Consider the following 16,832-nt stretch of genomic DNA (forward strand, 5'->3'; position numbering starts at 1 on the left):
GCGCATTGTAGCGATGGATACGATAAATGTCAGTTATCCGTATCGGAAAAGGTTTTACGTGTTTTTACCTGAGCCATGCTTTCCAGAATACGGTGATAGTTATCAAAGCGCTCGGCGGCGATGTCGCCACGTTCAAGCGCGGCGTTAATCGCGCAGCCGGGGTCGTTTTCATGACGGCAATCCCGGAATTTGCAACTGCCGATGTAGTCACGAAACTCAATGAAACCGCGGGTAATCTGATCCGGCTCCAGATGCCAGAGACCAAATTCGCGCACGCCGGGCGAGTCGATGACATCTCCGCCGTGCGGGAAGTGATAAAGCCGCGCCGCCGTGGTGGTGTGCTGCCCCAGCCCTGAGTTATCAGAAACCTCATTAACCAGAATACGTTCTTCGCCCAGCGCGAGCAGGGCATTGAGCAGGCTGGATTTGCCGACCCCTGATTGTCCGGCGAAAATACTGATACGGCCGGTTAGTGCCTGTTCCAGTTCCTCGATCCCTTGATTCGTATGGCTTGACACCATAATCACCGGGTACTTGAGCGCCCGGTAGATATCCATCAGCTCATTGACGAACTGATAGGCTTCATCATCCAGCAGATCGATCTTGTTCAGCACGATCAGCGGTTCGACCTCCAGCGTTTCACAGGCGACCAGATAACGATCGATAATATTGAGCGACAGTTCAGGAAGAATGGCGGAAACGATCACGATCTGATCAATGTTGGCGGCGATCGGTTTAACACCGTCATAGTAGTCAGGGCGCGTCAGCACGGAGTGACGCGGATGGACGGCTTCAACGATCCCGCTGATGCCCGCCAGCGACTCGTTGCCGGCGCGCCAGACGACGCGGTCGCCGGTGACCAGCGACTTAATGGTGCGGCGGATATTACAACGATGCACCACGCCACCGGCCGCTTCCACATCGGCATGCATACCAAAGCGGCTGATAATAATGCCTTCCTGAGCCTCGCCCAGTTGGCTATCCTCCCACTCGATCTTGCTATCCGCGTGCTTAAGGCGGCGCTGATGATTGGCGCTGACCCGACGCTCTTGCCCTTTCGACAGTTTCTTTTTGCTCACTGAGCCTCACTTAATACTATGATTATCGCCACGGCACTGATTATCGCCCGCGGCGATTGAAGCGACTATAATACACCCTATTTGATTAATGCTGGTCACTTAAGCGTTGACGTGCTGTTGTCGTCAACAGGCGGGTAACAGCACAAGGCTAAACAGGAATACCACGATGGTAGATGAAAATAACCTAATCTGGATCGATCTTGAAATGACAGGGTTGGATCCTGAACGGGATCGCATCATTGAAATTGCAACGCTGGTGACCGACGCCAATCTCAATGTCTTGGCTGAGGGCCCTGTTTTGGCCGTCCATCAGCCGGATAGCCAGTTGGCGCTGATGGATGACTGGAACGTGCGTACCCATGGGGCCAGCGGTTTGATCGACCGGGTGAAAGCCAGCTCGGTTGATGAACGCACGGCGGAGTTAGAGACGCTGGCTTTCCTGCAACATTGGGTGCCGGCGGGGAAATCGCCGATTTGCGGTAACAGTATCGGGCAGGATCGGCGTTTTCTGTTTCGCTATATGCCGGAACTGGAAGCCTACTTCCATTACCGCTATCTGGATGTCAGTACGCTGAAAGAGCTGGCTCGCCGCTGGAAACCAGAGATTCTGGCCGGTTTTAAAAAGCAGGGCACGCATCAGGCGATGGATGATATCCGAGAGTCGCTGGCGGAGCTGGCTTATTATCGGGAGCATTTTATTCAGCTATAGCGCGGCGCGGCGATGATCAGGCGGCGCTCGGCGTGATGATCGACAGGAGAATCAGCCCGGCGGTCTCCATGCTGATGGATGAACATATTCGCGCCGTGTTGCTCTTTTTATCGGCAGTCAGATGTTTTTTCATTTTCGGGGGTTGCGGTCGAAAGGATTTCTCGTATAATACGCACCCCGTACCGGATACAGAATTTCGTATCCGGTTCGGCACTTTCCCGAGCGGGAATAGCTCAGTTGGTAGAGCACGACCTTGCCAAGGTCGGGGTCGCGAGTTCGAGTCTCGTTTCCCGCTCCAATTCTTGTTCTATAGACTTCCACCAAAGTCTGTAGCTCTCTGATTCAACAGGGTAATCGCTCTGTTGAGCATCCAGCGAAACCCGCTGAAAACCACCGTCAACCACGCCGAAGTAGTACACAAATTAGTACATGAAAATCGGGTGCGTTATAGGTGCCTCCTTATAAGTTCGTGGAACTAAAACGGGTGTGCTTACAGAGGAGCAGGCATGTCGTCGCATCTTGTATCGGGCACTATTTTAATCATCTTAATAGTCTGGATATATCGCTCAAACCTGTGGCGATTCAGGGGGCCATTGTCTTGTAAGCACTCCTGTAGTCAACGACTTCAACCCGGCCCCTCGCTTCCCGCCGCCAGCAGCGGTACCAGCACGTCACTGATGGGCGTAGGAATACCCTGTGAGCAACCATAACGCTGTACCACGCCGTTACGTATATCCCATTCCAGTGGGCGGTTGGCCTGTCGGTCGGCGAGAATAGAGGTGCCTAAATCCGCAGGCGCATGTTGAAAACCGTCAACGATCTCCTGCGCAACGTTATCGTGAAGTACCGCACCTTGCGCACGCGCTACCGTCAGACATTCACGCAGATAAGCCAGGGCCAACTGTGTTATGTCTTCGCGTGAGAACATCCCCGCACGGCGATTTGCGAGCACCATTAGACCCGCAACTGCATTCTGAAGTAGTTTGCGCCAGGCTATCGAGAGAAAATCGGCTGACAGCTCAACCGTGCAGCGCGTGCCGCTGAGCGCATCAGCGACCTGTTGTGACTGCGGCACATCCGGCAGCGTCAGACGCGGTTTGGCGCGCAGCCAGACTGAAGCATCCGGCTCGCGCTGTGCCGGAAACCACACGACTGAAGGCAGCACAGTTGCCCCGTTGACGTAGGGTTCCAGCAGGGTTTTCTGCTCGACGCCGTTTTGCAGGGCACATATTACGGTGTTTTCATTGCACAACGCGGCCAGCCAGTCGGCGCTGTCAGCCACCTGGGTGGTTTTCACCGCAACAAAGACCAGATCGAATGGATGGGTGACAGTTGACGGATTACTCAATACCGGACCTGGCACCACAACTTCACCATCATCGTGACGCAGAATTAACCGCGGATGCGCGGTGCGCCCGCAAAGGACTGGCGTGCGGTCAACTTCATGCAGTACAGCGGCGATGGTGGTACCGATAGCACCTGGACCAATAAGAGCAATCGTGGGATGGTCAGACATTTTGTATTCTCCTGATTTGATTAACCCATCATCAGTGTGCCGGCGGCAATCACCGTACACGCCAGCATTTTTCTCAGCGTTAAGGTTTCGCCGAGAAACAGATAACCCAGTACAGCGGCAAACAGCACGCTGGTTTCGCGCAGCGCTGAGACGGCTCCCATCGGTGCAGCCGTCATCGCATAAATAATGATGCCGTAAGCCATCAGCGACACCAGCCCCCCCGCCGCCGCACTGAATAAACCGGGCCGCCAGCACAGTAAACTTTTCGTGTCGCGTAAGGCGATATAGAGCGCAGGCATCAGCGCTCCCCACAGCATGCTCATCCACACGGTATAGGAAAAAGAATTGCCGGAGAGGCGCACGCCCATACCATCCACGACGCTATAGGCGGCGATAAAAGCCCCGGTAGCGAGGGGATATTTGAGGCCTAACACCGACAGCCTGAGGTTTCTCACGGCAAGCACCAAAATTCCACCAGAAATCAGCCCGATACCGACAAGCGTAGGTAAGGCGATCTTTTCCCCAGCAAAGAGGGCCGCCCCACAGGTCACCATCAGTGGCGAAGAACCACGTGCAATCGGGTAGGTTTGCCCGAGATCCCCACTTTGATAACTGCGTATCAGACACAGGTTATAGCCTACATGCAGTAACGCTGATAACACCGCATACCTTACGCTCGCCCAGGCAGGCAGCGGTAGGAACAGTGCGATGACGACGCAGCTAAACGCGATCGCCACGCACATGATAGTCATCGACCACAACCGGTCAGCACTGCCGCGTAATAAGGCATTCCAACTGGCATGCAGCAGGGCGGCGAACAACGTCAGTAAAATAATATGAGTGGGCATGTGCTGATGCTAAACAGCCCCTGCCCGGATTTGAAGTGAAATGTTGCCATCATGGCATGAGCAAAGACTCATGCTTTAACCGTAACCAAGCTGTGCCTGTTGTGATTGAGCGAGGAGCCAATTGCGGAATTTTAGGATGTGCGGCTGCGTTTCAGTGCCTCCCGGGCAGACAAAGTAATAGGCGGCAGGTGAGGGGAACGTTATGTCAAAGAGACGCGTCAGGCTGCCTTCGCGGATTTCTTTTTCAACGTGTCCGCTGCGCGCTAATGCAATGCCCTGACCCAGTAACGCCGCTTCAATCGTCATATTGGTGTCAGCGAAGCGTACGCTCTCGTGGAGCACATCGGTATTTACGCCGACTTGCTTAAACCATGTGTCCCATTTTGGTACCAGGTCGGCACCGTCACGCGTCAGGAGCGGGTAGCGCAGCAATTCGGCAGGGTCACTCGGGGTGCCTAAACGTTGTAAAAGGGCCGGGCTGGCAACCGGAAAGAGCTGTTCCCGGAACATAAACTCCGAATGCAAAGCAGGATAATTACCGTAACCGAAACGGATCGCCACATCGGCATCTTCGCTCGTGAATCTAATGGCGCTATCTGTGCTTTCGATCGTCACCAGGATCTCCGGATGTACACGTGCCAGATCTGGCAGGCGAGGTAACAGCCACTTTAGCGCGAAAGAATAGGTGGTGTTGACGCGCAAACGCACTCGGCCTTTTTGTTCACGCAGGTCGGCAAGCGTGGTTTCCAATTTGCTAAAGAATTCGCGCACCAGGGGAGCGAGTGCGGCGCCAGCAGGCGTTAGCCGCAAGGTTTTACCGCGCTGAAAAAGCTGCAGGCCCCACATTTCCTCCAGACTTTTAAGCTGATGGCTGACCGCACTTTGCGTAATAAATAACTCTTCTGCGGCTGAGGTAAACGTGGCGTGGCGAGTGGCGACTTCAAAGGCGCGCAATGTGGCTGTAGGGGGGAGGTCACGCATCACTCTATTCCTGTTAATGAGCTAATACTCATAACACGATATGCCGGATCCTTTGCAAAAGATACGGCGACAGAGTGATAAGTAAAGCAACCGGGAATATACGGATAGTCGTACAGCGTTAGCTTTCAAGGCTTAACTGATACTGAAAGTATCAAATTAGCTTTAATAAAATAATGCTTAGCTACTCAACGCTTGTCTTGTTTGCCGCTCCAATTTCTTTTCTATAGACATCCATAAAAGTCTATAGGTTACTGATTAAAAGGGGGAATCGCTCTATTGCGCATCCAGCGAAATCCGCTGAACCTCCTTCAACTGCGCCTTTCCGTGCTTGGTTAAATCATGCCCGTTAAAACGCGAGCTTCTGCCGCTGCGGGTAACAAAATGTTTAAACCCTTAGCTGGATATAACATTTTTTTAACATTGGTTTTCATATGACGATGAAAATTTTATTTGGCCTGCTTTTTTTGCGCTGCGCTTAGGCGCTTATTTGTGGTTTTTTTGTTTTTATTTTTCGTTTTATTTAGTGGATAAGTCTATTTACTCCGTTAGTTTTTATTTTTTTAGCCTTTTATTTTATTTTTCCCCACGGCGACGAGTGTCAGGCCGATGTCATTCATTTGTCTAAAATGAATAGAGATTGTCTTTCTGACCTGCCCGCTTTAAATGCGATCTGCCAGTGTGCACGCGTCGGCATGATGGGGGGAGGCCGGAGAAAGCGGGCAGCAAATTAACTTACCAATAATATGAAGTGTCACGAGATGTTTATGGGGACTTGATTTCACTTTGGTCAGTCGGGATAGTCTTATAAAAAGGTAAGTGAAAATCTTTAGGGCTGGGCAGGTTATTTATTTTTGTCTGCGCCCATTTAATTTATAACGATTATTTTTATTTAGACAAAGGCACTGGCATGGTTTATCCGGAGCAATCCATCTCTCGTCTGACAAAAATGCTTTCTCCGCACGCGCATGTCGCAATGCCCTCGGAAGTTGTAAGAGGGAAAAGACGTTATCACCTTCATTCTTCTGGTGAACAATTTATCTATTTTCTCGATGAAGGTGAATTTTTAATAAAAAGAACCCGCGATAACAAAGTTATCTCGATGATCCTGTCTCCGACCATAGTCGGCTGGTCTTTGGCGGCATTGAAGAGTGATGACATCTATATTGAAAGAGTCGACTACGGAAAAATAAGATGTTTGCCATTTAATATCGCGCTAAGGGTGGTTACCGCCTATCAGCGATTTGATGATGTTCTGATTATCGTTAATTTCTGGTTTCATTTTTTGATTGATTTTTGTGCTGATAACGACGGCGATTCGCAATCTGTAGTGAAAAATATGCTGCGTTCGCTTAACAAACTGCCGCCGGATGTCCGGCGGCGCTATACCGCGTTAACCTTTATTTCCCAGAGAACCTCGCTTTCTAAAAGCACTATATTCAGGGTGTTAAAGAAGTTGCAGGCGGAAAAGCTTATCGAATTAGAGCACGGACGGTTAAAAAAAATAGCTTTTAGCCAACCCATTGCCTGCTGAATCTGTCGTCAATGGCGGCTTTCGGCTTTTCCTTGCCCCCTACCTTGCGGGCAGCGTTTTTCTCTTCCTGATGCGAAGTAAACCCACGAATTATTCCCTCCTATTGGTTTCCTACCAAAATAAATTCATTGCTTAATTGTAACGCTGCGTGAAATAGTGGCTGCCGTAGTATTTTTATATTGATGATTTTTTGGTTTTTTTAATTATTTAAATTGATTGCAGCCTTATTAGTTCACTTTAATTTTTCAAAGATGTTAAGTGGTTGGTGGTAATGTTTATATGACGAAACAATAAAAAAACATGTGTATTTATATGAGAACTATTTATTTGTTTTTTTATGCTGATAATTACGCCCCTCAACTACTGATGGTTTGGGTTTTTGTACTTCTTATACTTTCTGTGCGGTTCTTTTATCTGGTTTTTTAGGTTTTCTTGGTTGTTGATTGGTTTTTTATCCGTATTGTTCCGCTTTTTGATTTTCGCTCGTAATTTGTTTTTTTCGCAAATACTTAGCGGGCAGGATAAATTCTATGCATGCAGTAATTTCTCAATCCCACCGCTTCTGGCTTTATATAAAGTCAGCCGTTCAGGTGTGCCTTTATATTGATGCCGGATAGATCCCGGTAGGTGAGAAATACCCATGTGGTTGAAAGCCACATTCATTTTTTTGACTATTTACCTAGCCTTTTATTGGCAATAAGGAAGCGTAACTTATGCGTAAAACTCTACTCAGCGCTTTAATCGGTGTGTCTGTTTTGTCAGCCGGTTATGCTGCTCTGGCTGAGGCGGCTACTACTACGGTTGCCGGAGGCACTGTGCATTTCAAAGGACAGATCGTTAATGCGGCTTGTGCGGTTAGCACCAATTCTGCCGACCAGACGGTCAACCTGGGACAATATCGTACCTCCAACTTTGCGGCGGCAGGTGCTTACTCCGGTAAAGTTCCTTTTACGATCAAACTTGAAGATTGCGATACCACAGTATCCACCACGGCCTCCGTTGCCTTTAGCGGATCGTCCGACAGCAGCGATAACACCGTTCTGACCACCAGCAACATTAGCGGCGGGAGCTCCGGCGCCGCTTCTGGCGTGGGTATCGAAATCAGCGACAGTAAAGGCACCGTACTGTCGCCGAACGGCGCCGTTTACTCCAACGCGCAAACGCTGACCAACGGCAGCGGTAATACCCTGAATTTCAACGCGCGTTATAAATCCACGCTGGATGCCGTTACCGCGGGCCAAGCGGATGCGGATGTCACTTTTACCATGAAGTACGAATAACTATCGACACATGCAGGGACGAGGGACGGCTGCCAGGGACGGCGTCATTTCCGATTATCAGAAGAGACGGCGTTATGGGAAAGACAATCGCCGCTTCCAGCGTTTCCGTGGTTCCGACCCCGCGAATGGTTATCGGGCACGCTGCATCGTCGGCTGCGAACCTGGCATAGCCCGCACGAATTCATCGTATGGCCGTCAATCAGTTATTTTTCATCTATGAGGTTTTGCGTGTTTAATACAACTTTTTACCGCCTCGCTCTGGCTGGCGCGGCGTTTCTTTCTCTGGCGACGCTGTCGCTGGCGGCCAAAGCCGGCGGCGTGGAATTAGGCGCGACAAGGGTCATCTATCCCGCAGGGGCGGCTCAGAGCTCGCTGGCGATCATCAATACCGATAATAAAACCCCTTTTCTTATCCAGTCCTGGGTTGAGGACAATAGCGAAAAAAAGAGCGCGGACTTCGTCGTTACGCCGCCGCTGTTCGTCACCAAACCCTTGGGCGAAAATACGCTGCGTATCATGTACGTGGGGGGCGAACTGCCGACCGACCGGGAGTCGGTATACTGGATGAACGTAAAAGCGATTCCGTCCGTCGACCGCAACGCCATTCAGAATAAAAACGTGCTGCAACTGGCCGTTCAGTCGCGCATCAAACTGTTCGTCCGGCCTGCAGGTCTGGCGCAGAGTCCGAGCGATGCTCCGGCTCAACTGCGTTTCCACCGCCAGGCTGATTCCCTCGCCATCACCAACCCGACGCCCTATTTCGTCACGCTGGTTAACTTCAATATAGGCACACGAAAACTTCCCAACACCATGGTGCCGCCAAAAGGAAACGCCTCCGTCGCACTTCCCGCGGATGCCCGCGGCGAGGTGGTCTTCCAGTCAGTCAACGACTATGGCGCCAATACCCCCCGGACTACCGGCAATATGCAGTAGTTGCGGACGGTGGCGCCGGTGAGGCCCGAACCGGGCATGGAATAAAGGAAACGTCGGCCGCGTTACGCGGTACGTTCCGTCACTTCTTCAGGAGCTTTTCGTATGCGGCCATTTTATTGGAAGCGCAGCCCCAGACATCAACGCGTAACGGCGAGATGGCGCCGGGCGCCGTTATGCCGGGCTATCGCCTTATGTGTGGCATTACCTGCGGCCAGCGCTTATGCCGAACTGTTTTTTAACCCGGCGTTTTTGTCCAACGATCCCGCCGCGGTAGCGGATTTGTCCCGCTTTGAGCAAGGGAAAGGACAGCCGCCCGGCGTCTATCACGTCGATATTTATCTTGACGGCGAATATGTGGCGACGCGCGATATCAAATTTAACGCGCGCCAGCCGGTATCCGCCGACGCGGCGCAGGAGGATGATTCGGGGCTCGATCCCTGCATTACCCGTTCCCAACTGGAGACGTTCAATGTCAATACCAAGGCGTTTCCGACCATCGCCAACGCGCCGGCGGATCAGTGCGTGGCGCTGACGCGCCTCATTCCGGATGCGCACACGGCCTTTGATTTCGAACTACAGCGCTTGAATGTTACGCTTCCCCAGGCGTCGCTGAACAACAGCGCCCGCGGCTATATTCCGCCGGAGCAGTGGGACGACGGCATCAACGCCGCGCTGTTGAATTACGATTTCACCGGCAGCAACACCTCCGGCGACGACAGCAGCAACAACTATTTTCTCAATCTGAACAGCGGGCTTAACTGGGGCGGCTGGCGGCTGCGCGACTACTCCACCTGGAACTACTACAGTTATCAGGGGCGCCGTACTCACGACTGGCAGCACGTTAATACCTATCTGCAACGCACGATTGTTCCGCTAAAGAGCGAGCTGACGCTGGGCGACAGCAGCACGTCGAGCGAGGTGTTTGATAGCCTCGGTTTTCGCGGCGTACGGTTGGCCTCCGACGATAATATGCTGCCGGACAGCCTGCGGGGATTCGCCCCCACCATCCGCGGCGTGGCGAGAAGTAATGCCCGCGTCACCGTGCGGCAAAACGGCTATGTGATTTATCAAACCTATGTCCCGCCGGGCGCTTTTACCATCGACGATCTCTACCCCACCACTTCAAGCGGCGACCTGGTGGTGACGGTAACCGAAAGCGATAACAGCACCAATAGCTTCACCATCCCTTATTCGGCGGTACCGGTGCTACAGCGCGAGGGGCGCGTTAAGTATGCGTTGACCGCGGGTCAGTACCGCAGCAATTACAGCCAGCAGGATAAACCCGAATTTGCTCAGGGCACGTTGATCTGGGGGCTGCCCGCCGGCGTCACGCTGTATGGCGGGTCGCAGCTGGCGGATGACTATCAGTCCATGGCCCTTGGCGCCGGTAAAAACTTGGGGGAATGGGGCGCGTTTTCGGCCGACGTCACCCAAGCCTATAGTACGCTGGCGGATGGCAGCGATCATCAGGGCCAGTCGCTGCGCTTTTTGTATGCTAGATCGTTAAACGCCTTAGGCACCAACTTTCAGCTACTGGGCTACCGCTACTCCACGCAGGGTTTCTATACCCTGGATGAAACCAGCTATAAGCAGATGAGCGGCTATAGCATCGATACGGTAAGTGTCCGACCGGTTTACCAGGACTATTACGACCTCAACCATACGAAAAAGGGTAAGGTCCAGGTGAATATCACCCAGCACATTGGGGACAACGGAACGCTCTTTTTCACCGGCAGCCGACAGGATTACTGGCACACGGACAAGACCGCCGATTTGTGGCAGGCCGGCTACAGCGGCTCCTGGGACGGCATCAGCTATAGTCTGACCTACAGCTATAACAAGAACCTGGGCGTGGAGGCGGATCGCCTCGTGGCGTTTAATCTCTCGTTGCCGTTAGGCCAATGGCTTAGCGGCGGCGGCCGCAAAACCGATATAACCCATTCATCCAATTCATCCTACCTGACCTATAACGCCAATACCGACACCCACGGACGCAATATCCAGCAGGCCGGCGTCAGCGGCACGCTGCTGGACGACAACAATTTAGGCTACGGCGTGCAGCAGGGTTACGGCAGCCAGGGGATCGGCTATAGCGGCAATGCCAGCCTCAATTATCAGGGCGAGTACGGCAACAGCAACGTCGGCTACAACTACAGCAAGGGGTTCCGGCAGGTACATTACGGCGTGAGCGGCGGCGTAGTGGCGCATGCCAATGGCGTCACCCTGAGCCAGCCGTTGAGCGATACCAACGTGCTGGTCAGCGCGCCCGGCGCCAGCGGCGTAAAACTGGAGGACGTCACCGGCGTCAGCACCGACTGGCGCGGATACGCGGTGGTGCCCTATGCCACCACTTACCGGCGCAATCGCATCGCGTTGGATGTCAACACGCTGAACAACCGTACAGAAGTCGACGACGCGGTAGTGAACGTCGTGCCGACGCGCGGGGCGCTGGTGCGCGCCAACTTCGATGCGCGCGTCGGGGTTCGTGCCTTGATCACGCTACGGCAACGCGGCGGTAAACCCGTGCCGTTTGGCGCCGAAGTGCGTCGTGCCGACAGTAACGGCACGGCGATTGTGGGCGATAACGGCCAGGTTTTCCTCTCCGGACTGTCGCCCAAGGGCGTGCTGCTAGTGGCGTGGGGGGCCTCTGCGCAGCAACAGTGCGCCATCAATTATACCCTGCCGGCAGGGAGTGAAAACAAGCCGATGACTTATGCTAAGGCGGAATGTTTATGATCGATAAAATGAAAATGTTAATCAGCGCGTTGGGTGGAAAACCGCGGTGGCTATGCCCGGCGCTATTGCTGCTTCTTTGCCCGCACTCTGTTTTCGCGACGCAATGCAATACCGCCGCCGGATCGCCCGTGACCTATGATTTTTCTTTTCAGTTCGCTTCACAGCAAAACACCGTCGGTTATACCACGGGATGGAATGAAAAAAGGGACAGCGGTTCGTATACCATTAGCGGGGGATGCAATACCAAGGATACGGTCTATTACACCGCTCAGCCCGGCCCGTCGCTAAGCCTGGCCTCGTCGGAGAGCGGTCTGAACTGGTATGACATTACCGGCAATGATTACCTGCAGATCGCCTCGCAGATGTATGTGTATAACGCGTCGGGCGGCAGTACCTATAACAATGTTCCCTTTGTCGACCTGTCGAACAATTGCAACGGCAGATGCGGCGGACAGGCGACGACGGGCAGCCGGGTGCGGGTGAATTTTCGTATCAAGCGCAAATTCGTCGGCGTGACCACCATCCCGCTGACGCCGGTTTTCTATCTATACGGCAACCAGGGGGGAGCGGGGCAGGGAACCGGCTCGCCGCTGGTGGTCGGATATATGAGCGGGTCGATGACGGTGCCGCAAAGCTGTACGCTCAACTCGGGGCAGGTCATCGCCATCGATTTTGGCTCTATTTCCACCGGGTCGTTCAAAACGGCCGGCGCCAGACCCGACGGCGTCAATCCGGTAAGCCGGACGATAGGCATTGCCTGTAACGGTATTGACGCTCAGGCCAGTCTGACTATGCGCGTCCAGGCGGATAATACCTCCGGCAATATCATCGTATCCGATAATCCCGACGTCGGCTTTGTGATTACCGATAGCGGCAGCAGCCCGCTGACGCCGAACGATCTCTCCAGCGTGCTGCCCTTTAGCCTGGATGATTCCTACAGCGCCAATGTGACCATCACGGCCTATCCGGTGAGCGTGACCGGGAATAAGCCGGCGGAGGGCGTTGTGACCGCGCTGGCTTATTTGCGAGTCGATTTTGCCTGAGGAGGAGAAAGGGATGATAGGGCCTTATAGAGCGAAACGTCATACGGGCGCCCGCGCCAGGAATATGGGCGCGGAGGAAAAGCGAAAAGCGGAGACGGCCGGGAACGGCGCCGCTCTGGCACGCGGGCTGCTGGCGAGCGCGATCCTGTGCTGCGCGCCGGCAGCCCACGCCGATTTGGGAATGTCCAATATCCAGCTTACCGCGACGCTGGTGGCAAACGGGTGTTCCGTCAGCGTGGGATCTCAGGAGCAAACCGTCGATATGGGCACCAGGGCGTCGAAGCAGTTCACCGCCGGCAACCGCAGCGCGCCGCCGGTCAGATTCGTCATCAATCTTGAAAGCTGCGGTCCGGCCACGTCTGGGGTAGAGACCGTATTCAACGGCAATATCGACGGCGACGACGGCACGCTGCTGGCGCTGAGCAGCGACAGCACCGCCGCCAACCTGGGGATTGCGATTCTCGATAAAGATTACCAACGTATTCCCATCGGGCAGGGCAGCACGGTCTATCCGTTGACCGCCAGCGCCGCCAGCGCCGCCAGCGCCGGCAGCGCGCAGCTGGTGTTCTACGGACAATACGTGGCGACGAAAAATAACGTGACTCCCGGTACGGCCAACGGGGATGTGACCTTTACGCTGAACTATCAGTAAATCCGCATCGCGCCCGGCGGCGGCTTTCAGAAGAGGGCGGAAAACAGGCGATGGCGGCAATGGTGCTAAACTTTTATTCATTGTTCGCCTGTGCCAACCGTTTCCTGCCAGCCGTTTAAGGCTAAGTCGGCCGACGGGCACCAGTCCGGTTGCCAACGCGCTATCCGCGGCCGGTTTCTCGCGCGTGCCCAAAGGGTATGCGTGGTATGGCTGAGGCGGCGGGTTCCCGCCCTGTCGTCAGCCGGATGTGGCGAGATGCGGATGATAGCTCGTCGATTTGCAGCCAGTTGGCGTTGTTATAACCAATCAGACGGCGACGAATGAGAAAGGGCTTGCCATGCTCGGAGAACCGGTTCATAATGCGCCCATTCCAAACGCCGGTTTGCATTAAAGTCTGTTTAATCAATCGGTTATCAAATAAAGCTTCGAACTATTAAGCTGCTTGGAATACCCACCATAATGCGGGAATAGCTCAGTTGGTAGAGCACGACCTTGCCAAGGTCGGGGTCGCGAGTTCGAGTCTCGTTTCCCGCTCCATTTTAGGTTCTGTAGACGTCCACTGAAGTCTGCAAGCCATTGAAAACAGGGCCTTTTGGCCCTTTTTTCATTCCAGCGAAGTCCACTGGAATCCACCCACATCCGGGGCTTTTTAGTCCATTTTTTAGTCCATAAATCCGGGTGTGTGAGGTTCCGCATTCTTGCTGGGCCGGAGTGGTAGGCGAGTCGAGGATCTAGCTCTAACTCTTCAAGTTAGGAGCTGGAACGATGGCACTCTCAGACATGGCTGTTCGCCAAGCCAAGGCGACCGGCAAAGCGTATACCCTCGGCGATCTCGACGGCCTCTCCCTGGCTGTGACCGACCAAGGCGGTCGATCCTGGCACTTCCGCTACTGCTGGGCAGGTAAGCAGAAGCGCATGTCACTCGGCACCTACCCCGAAATCACTCTGCGCGAGGCTCGCGCCCTTCGGGATCAAGCCCGAGCTTTGCTCGCCAAGGGAATCAATCCCAAACTCGATCGCAAGCAGAAGCGTCGGGCTGTGCGCCTGGCCGACGAGCACACCTTCAAGGCCGTGTTCCTCCAATGGGTTGAGCATCGCAGGCTGGAGCTCAAGGAGGGGCGCAACAGCACTCTGTCGCAGATCCTGCGCATCTTTGACCGGGACGTGTTGCCGAGCTTGGGCAAAACCGCCATGTACGACATTCGACGCACGGATCTGCTGGATGTGGTGGCCAAGATCGAGCAGCGCAAAGCGTTCACCACCGCCGAAAAGGTGCGGACGTGGTTCAACCAACTGTTCCGCTTCGCCCTAGTGAAAGTCGAGGGGCTGGAAACCAACCCGGCCTCGGATCTGGATGTCGTCGCCGTGCCGCCGCCGCCAGTCACCCACAATCCGTTCCTGCGCCTGCCGCAAGTGCCAGAGCTTTTGCAGAAACTGCGCCGTTATCGTGGTGCGATTACCACGCAGTTGGGAATCCGCCTACTGCTGCTGACGGGGGTGCGAACCGGTGAGTTGAGACTGGCGACGCCAGATCAGTTCGTTCTGGATCAGGGGCTGTGGATCATCCCCCCGGAAGTGGTCAAGCAGTTGCAGACCGACATGCGCAAGAAGGGCATTCGGCCCCAGGACGTCCCGCCGTACATCGTGCCGTTGTCTGTGCAGGCGATTGAGGTCGTTCGCTACCTGCTCGCAGAGTTCAAGCCAGCTCAGCGCTATCTCCTGCCGCATCGCAGTGATTTGAAGGAGCGTATCAGCGAGAACACCCTGAACGGTGCATTGAAACGCATGGGCTACAAGGATCTGCTGACCGGCCACGGCATCCGTGGCACGATCTCCACAGCGCTCAACGAGGTGGGCTACCCCAAGATTTGGGTCGATGCCCAGTTGTCGCATAGCGACCCCAACCAAGTAAGTGCAGCCTACAACCACGCGCTGTACGTGGAGCCTCGGCGCAGGATGATGCAGGATTGGGCGGACAGACTCGATCTCCTGGAACAAGGCGAAGTGGCTACCGCCAGTGCCCACCTGACCATTCGTATTGATGGCGTACCCCTGTTGGAAGAAAGCGGTAGAGGGACGGCGGATGAGAGAGAGGTGACGCCTCCGCCGGCCATGTTGCCGGTCATGGCTGGTGTTCCTCCTGTCCATCGGCTGTCGGCCGTGCCCGCAAGGCCCGTTCCGGAACCTGTCGTCGAAGTCGCTGTTTCCGACTTGCAGCGCGAACGGATGGAAATGCTCGCGACCTATGAGGCGCCCCACAACCTGCCTGTGGCGCAGTTCGCCAAGCTGGCTGGCAAGTCCAAGGATCAGATCAACCGCGAGATCAAGGCCGGCAAGCTGCTGACGATCAGCATCGGAAATCGTGGTCAGCGAGTGCCAGAGTGGCAGCTCGACCCGCTCAAGCAGCGGCTGGTGCAGTCCGTGATGGAGAGACTGGAGGGCATGGACCCATGGCAGCTCTACCGGGCGCTGTTGCAGCCCCGTGAGTCACTGGGCGGTTCAGCCGTCGAGGTGGTCTCGGCTGCAAACTTGCATGAGTCGATTACTGCCGTCTGTTACGACCTGATGAGCCGAAATGCGCCGCTGCTTGAAACCGCATAGAGCCTATGTCCGATGGTCTCTTTAATTCTCCTTGAGAAAGTGAACTACGCCAAGGCGTAGTTCACTGTGTAGGATGAGCGAATTGCGCGGGATCTTCTCTCCTTGCGCAGCACCCAGCGCGCGCCACCATGGGCGGTGTTGGCGAGCATGGCAAGGTTGATGAACATGAAAACCTGGCGTCCGCGCTCCATTCCCGGTAGGAGTCGCATGGTGAGGCCCGGCCCCCCACTGGCCTTGCGCCGTCCCGGATGTTGCTTTAGCAGGCCGTCTGCCGCGCGCATACGAGAAACTCACCGCCGCTCGTTGGTTCCGCTCGCGGTATGACGCAATGCCTCGTCGTCTCCTGAACGCTGTAACGTTTTGCTTTGACACCCCGGCAATTTCCGCGAGTGCCTGGTCGGTGATCTGGCCCAGAAATGGCTCCCACTCGGCCAGCCGCTTTGCGCGCTTGGGCGGAGCAATGCCGAGGCGTTTTCGCCGGTGTTGAATCGCATGGCGCGAGACATTTGCCAGGATGGCGATTTGCGCATCTGGCAGATACCACATCAAATGATCGAAGGCCCCACCCCCTAATCCCCCTGGCGGGACATATCGGTCAATGTTCAGCTTGAGACGGCGCAGCCGGACGGCATCGGCCGAGACGCCGATCAAGCGGCCTAGCTGCGTATCGGGAATCTTGCCCAGGAGGGCGTCGAACGGCGCGACCTTCGATAATGCCGGCATGACCACTTCACCAAGCCATTGTCAGCGGGTAGACCCAGACGCCACTGAAGGCGCGAGCCGGCGAATGGAAGGCCATTGGTTCGCGTGCGGTTCCCAGCTCTTTGTTGCCCATGGCGTCCGTTCCTACCGGTTTGTGAAAGCCGAATGCAATCATTTTTCAGCGGTGACGTCCAGCGGCGTGGCGATCTGGCCGGCGGGGA

General features: G+C 54.8%; 14 protein-coding genes and 2 tRNA genes. 10 read left to right on the forward strand and 6 right to left on the reverse strand.

What is annotated here, in order from left to right; translation table 11 throughout:
- Nucleotides 1-29: 29 nt before the first annotated feature.
- Nucleotides 30-1,079: a small ribosomal subunit biogenesis GTPase RsgA gene (rsgA, locus tag JG725_RS16695; protein WP_199378899.1), complete on the reverse strand. Its 1,050-nt coding sequence runs from the start codon at nt 1,077-1,079 to the stop codon at nt 30-32.
- 166 nt (nt 1,080-1,245) lie between these two features.
- Here rsgA and orn point away from each other — a divergent pair, with 166 nt between their 5' ends.
- A complete protein-coding gene (gene orn, locus JG725_RS16700; RefSeq protein ID WP_172291544.1) occupies nt 1,246-1,788 on the forward strand; it encodes an oligoribonuclease in 543 nt (180 codons plus the stop codon).
- A 222-nt stretch (nt 1,789-2,010) separates the two neighbouring features.
- Nucleotides 2,011-2,086, forward strand: a tRNA-Gly gene (locus tag JG725_RS16705).
- 327 nt (nt 2,087-2,413) lie between these two features.
- On the opposite strand, the gene JG725_RS16710 is transcribed toward JG725_RS16705, so the two are convergent.
- From JG725_RS16710 to gcvA, 3 genes are all read right to left on the reverse strand, one after another.
- The gene (locus tag JG725_RS16710; RefSeq protein WP_172291548.1) at nt 2,414-3,304 is read right to left on the reverse strand and encodes an oxidoreductase; all 891 of its coding nucleotides are present in this window, start codon (nt 3,302-3,304) and stop codon (nt 2,414-2,416) included.
- A 20-nt stretch (nt 3,305-3,324) separates the two neighbouring features.
- Nucleotides 3,325-4,152, reverse strand: coding sequence for a DMT family transporter (locus JG725_RS16715; protein WP_172291549.1), 828 nt, complete (start codon nt 4,150-4,152; stop codon nt 3,325-3,327).
- A gap of 75 nt (nt 4,153-4,227) precedes the next feature.
- Nucleotides 4,228-5,133 carry a transcriptional regulator GcvA gene (gene gcvA / locus JG725_RS16720; RefSeq protein ID WP_172291550.1) on the reverse strand — a complete coding sequence of 302 codons (906 nt, stop codon included), beginning with the start codon at nt 5,131-5,133 and terminating at the stop codon, nt 4,228-4,230.
- Nucleotides 5,134-6,040: 907 nt separating this feature from the next.
- Between gcvA and JG725_RS16725 the strand changes: the two genes are divergently transcribed.
- The 6 genes from JG725_RS16725 to JG725_RS16750 all read left to right on the forward strand — a co-directional run bounded on the left by JG725_RS16725 (nt 6,041) and on the right by JG725_RS16750 (nt 13,308).
- Nucleotides 6,041-6,664 (forward strand): helix-turn-helix domain-containing protein, encoded by a 624-nt coding sequence (locus JG725_RS16725; protein ID WP_172291551.1) that lies wholly within the window; start codon nt 6,041-6,043, stop codon nt 6,662-6,664.
- Between the two features lie 713 nt (nt 6,665-7,377).
- Nucleotides 7,378-7,944 (forward strand): type 1 fimbrial major subunit FimA, encoded by a 567-nt coding sequence (fimA, locus tag JG725_RS16730; RefSeq protein WP_172291552.1) that lies wholly within the window; start codon nt 7,378-7,380, stop codon nt 7,942-7,944.
- A gap of 216 nt (nt 7,945-8,160) precedes the next feature.
- Nucleotides 8,161-8,877 carry a fimbria/pilus periplasmic chaperone gene (locus JG725_RS16735; RefSeq protein ID WP_199378901.1) on the forward strand — a complete coding sequence of 239 codons (717 nt, stop codon included), beginning with the start codon at nt 8,161-8,163 and terminating at the stop codon, nt 8,875-8,877.
- 102 nt (nt 8,878-8,979) lie between these two features.
- Nucleotides 8,980-11,613 carry a fimbrial biogenesis usher protein gene (locus JG725_RS16740; RefSeq protein WP_199378903.1) on the forward strand — a complete coding sequence of 878 codons (2,634 nt, stop codon included), beginning with the start codon at nt 8,980-8,982 and terminating at the stop codon, nt 11,611-11,613.
- Nucleotides 11,610-12,656 (forward strand): fimbrial protein, encoded by a 1,047-nt coding sequence (locus tag JG725_RS16745; RefSeq protein ID WP_199378905.1) that lies wholly within the window; start codon nt 11,610-11,612, stop codon nt 12,654-12,656. Before JG725_RS16740 ends, JG725_RS16745 begins: the two co-directional genes overlap by 4 nt.
- Before the next feature lie 13 nt (nt 12,657-12,669).
- Entirely contained in the window at nt 12,670-13,308 is a 639-nt protein-coding gene (locus JG725_RS16750) for a fimbrial protein (RefSeq protein WP_233356458.1), read from the forward strand.
- 160 nt (nt 13,309-13,468) lie between these two features.
- Here JG725_RS16750 and JG725_RS16755 read toward each other — a convergent pair whose 3' ends face one another.
- A complete protein-coding gene (locus JG725_RS16755; protein WP_199378907.1) occupies nt 13,469-13,666 on the reverse strand; it encodes a hypothetical protein in 198 nt (65 codons plus the stop codon).
- A 103-nt stretch (nt 13,667-13,769) separates the two neighbouring features.
- Here JG725_RS16755 and JG725_RS16760 point away from each other — a divergent pair.
- Both JG725_RS16760 and JG725_RS16765 read left to right on the forward strand, forming a co-directional pair.
- A tRNA-Gly gene (locus JG725_RS16760) sits at nt 13,770-13,845 on the forward strand.
- 228 nt (nt 13,846-14,073) lie between these two features.
- Nucleotides 14,074-15,909: an integrase arm-type DNA-binding domain-containing protein gene (locus tag JG725_RS16765; RefSeq protein ID WP_199378908.1), complete on the forward strand. Its 1,836-nt coding sequence runs from the start codon at nt 14,074-14,076 to the stop codon at nt 15,907-15,909.
- Nucleotides 15,910-15,930: 21 nt separating this feature from the next.
- Here the strand turns inward: JG725_RS16765 and JG725_RS16770 are convergent, their stop codons facing one another.
- Nucleotides 15,931-16,632, reverse strand: a complete 702-nt coding sequence (locus tag JG725_RS16770; RefSeq protein WP_199378909.1) for a hypothetical protein — start codon at nt 16,630-16,632, stop codon at nt 15,931-15,933.
- Between the last annotated feature and the right edge of the window lie 200 nt (nt 16,633-16,832).

The sequence above is a fragment of the Brenneria sp. L3-3C-1 genome, from assembly GCF_016456245.1.
Lineage (GTDB): Bacteria > Pseudomonadota > Gammaproteobacteria > Enterobacterales > Enterobacteriaceae > Brenneria.

Coding starts and splice junctions, on each gene's coding strand:
- orn (WP_172291544.1), top strand. CDS start 1,246: ATGGTAGATGAAAATAACCTAATCTGGATCGATCTTGAAATGACAGGG.
- JG725_RS16710 (WP_172291548.1), bottom strand. CDS start 3,304: ATGTCTGACCATCCCACGATTGCTCTTATTGGTCCAGGTGCTATCGGT.
- JG725_RS16715 (WP_172291549.1), bottom strand. CDS start 4,152: ATGCCCACTCATATTATTTTACTGACGTTGTTCGCCGCCCTGCTGCAT.
- gcvA (WP_172291550.1), bottom strand. CDS start 5,133: ATGCGTGACCTCCCCCCTACAGCCACATTGCGCGCCTTTGAAGTCGCC.
- JG725_RS16725 (WP_172291551.1), top strand. CDS start 6,041: ATGGTTTATCCGGAGCAATCCATCTCTCGTCTGACAAAAATGCTTTCT.
- fimA (WP_172291552.1), top strand. CDS start 7,378: ATGCGTAAAACTCTACTCAGCGCTTTAATCGGTGTGTCTGTTTTGTCA.
- JG725_RS16735 (WP_199378901.1), top strand. CDS start 8,161: ATGAGGTTTTGCGTGTTTAATACAACTTTTTACCGCCTCGCTCTGGCT.
- JG725_RS16740 (WP_199378903.1), top strand. CDS start 8,980: ATGCGGCCATTTTATTGGAAGCGCAGCCCCAGACATCAACGCGTAACG.
- JG725_RS16745 (WP_199378905.1), top strand. CDS start 11,610: ATGATCGATAAAATGAAAATGTTAATCAGCGCGTTGGGTGGAAAACCG.
- JG725_RS16750 (WP_233356458.1), top strand. CDS start 12,670: ATGATAGGGCCTTATAGAGCGAAACGTCATACGGGCGCCCGCGCCAGG.
- JG725_RS16755 (WP_199378907.1), bottom strand. CDS start 13,666: ATGAACCGGTTCTCCGAGCATGGCAAGCCCTTTCTCATTCGTCGCCGT.
- JG725_RS16765 (WP_199378908.1), top strand. CDS start 14,074: ATGGCACTCTCAGACATGGCTGTTCGCCAAGCCAAGGCGACCGGCAAA.
- JG725_RS16770 (WP_199378909.1), bottom strand. CDS start 16,632: ATGCCGGCATTATCGAAGGTCGCGCCGTTCGACGCCCTCCTGGGCAAG.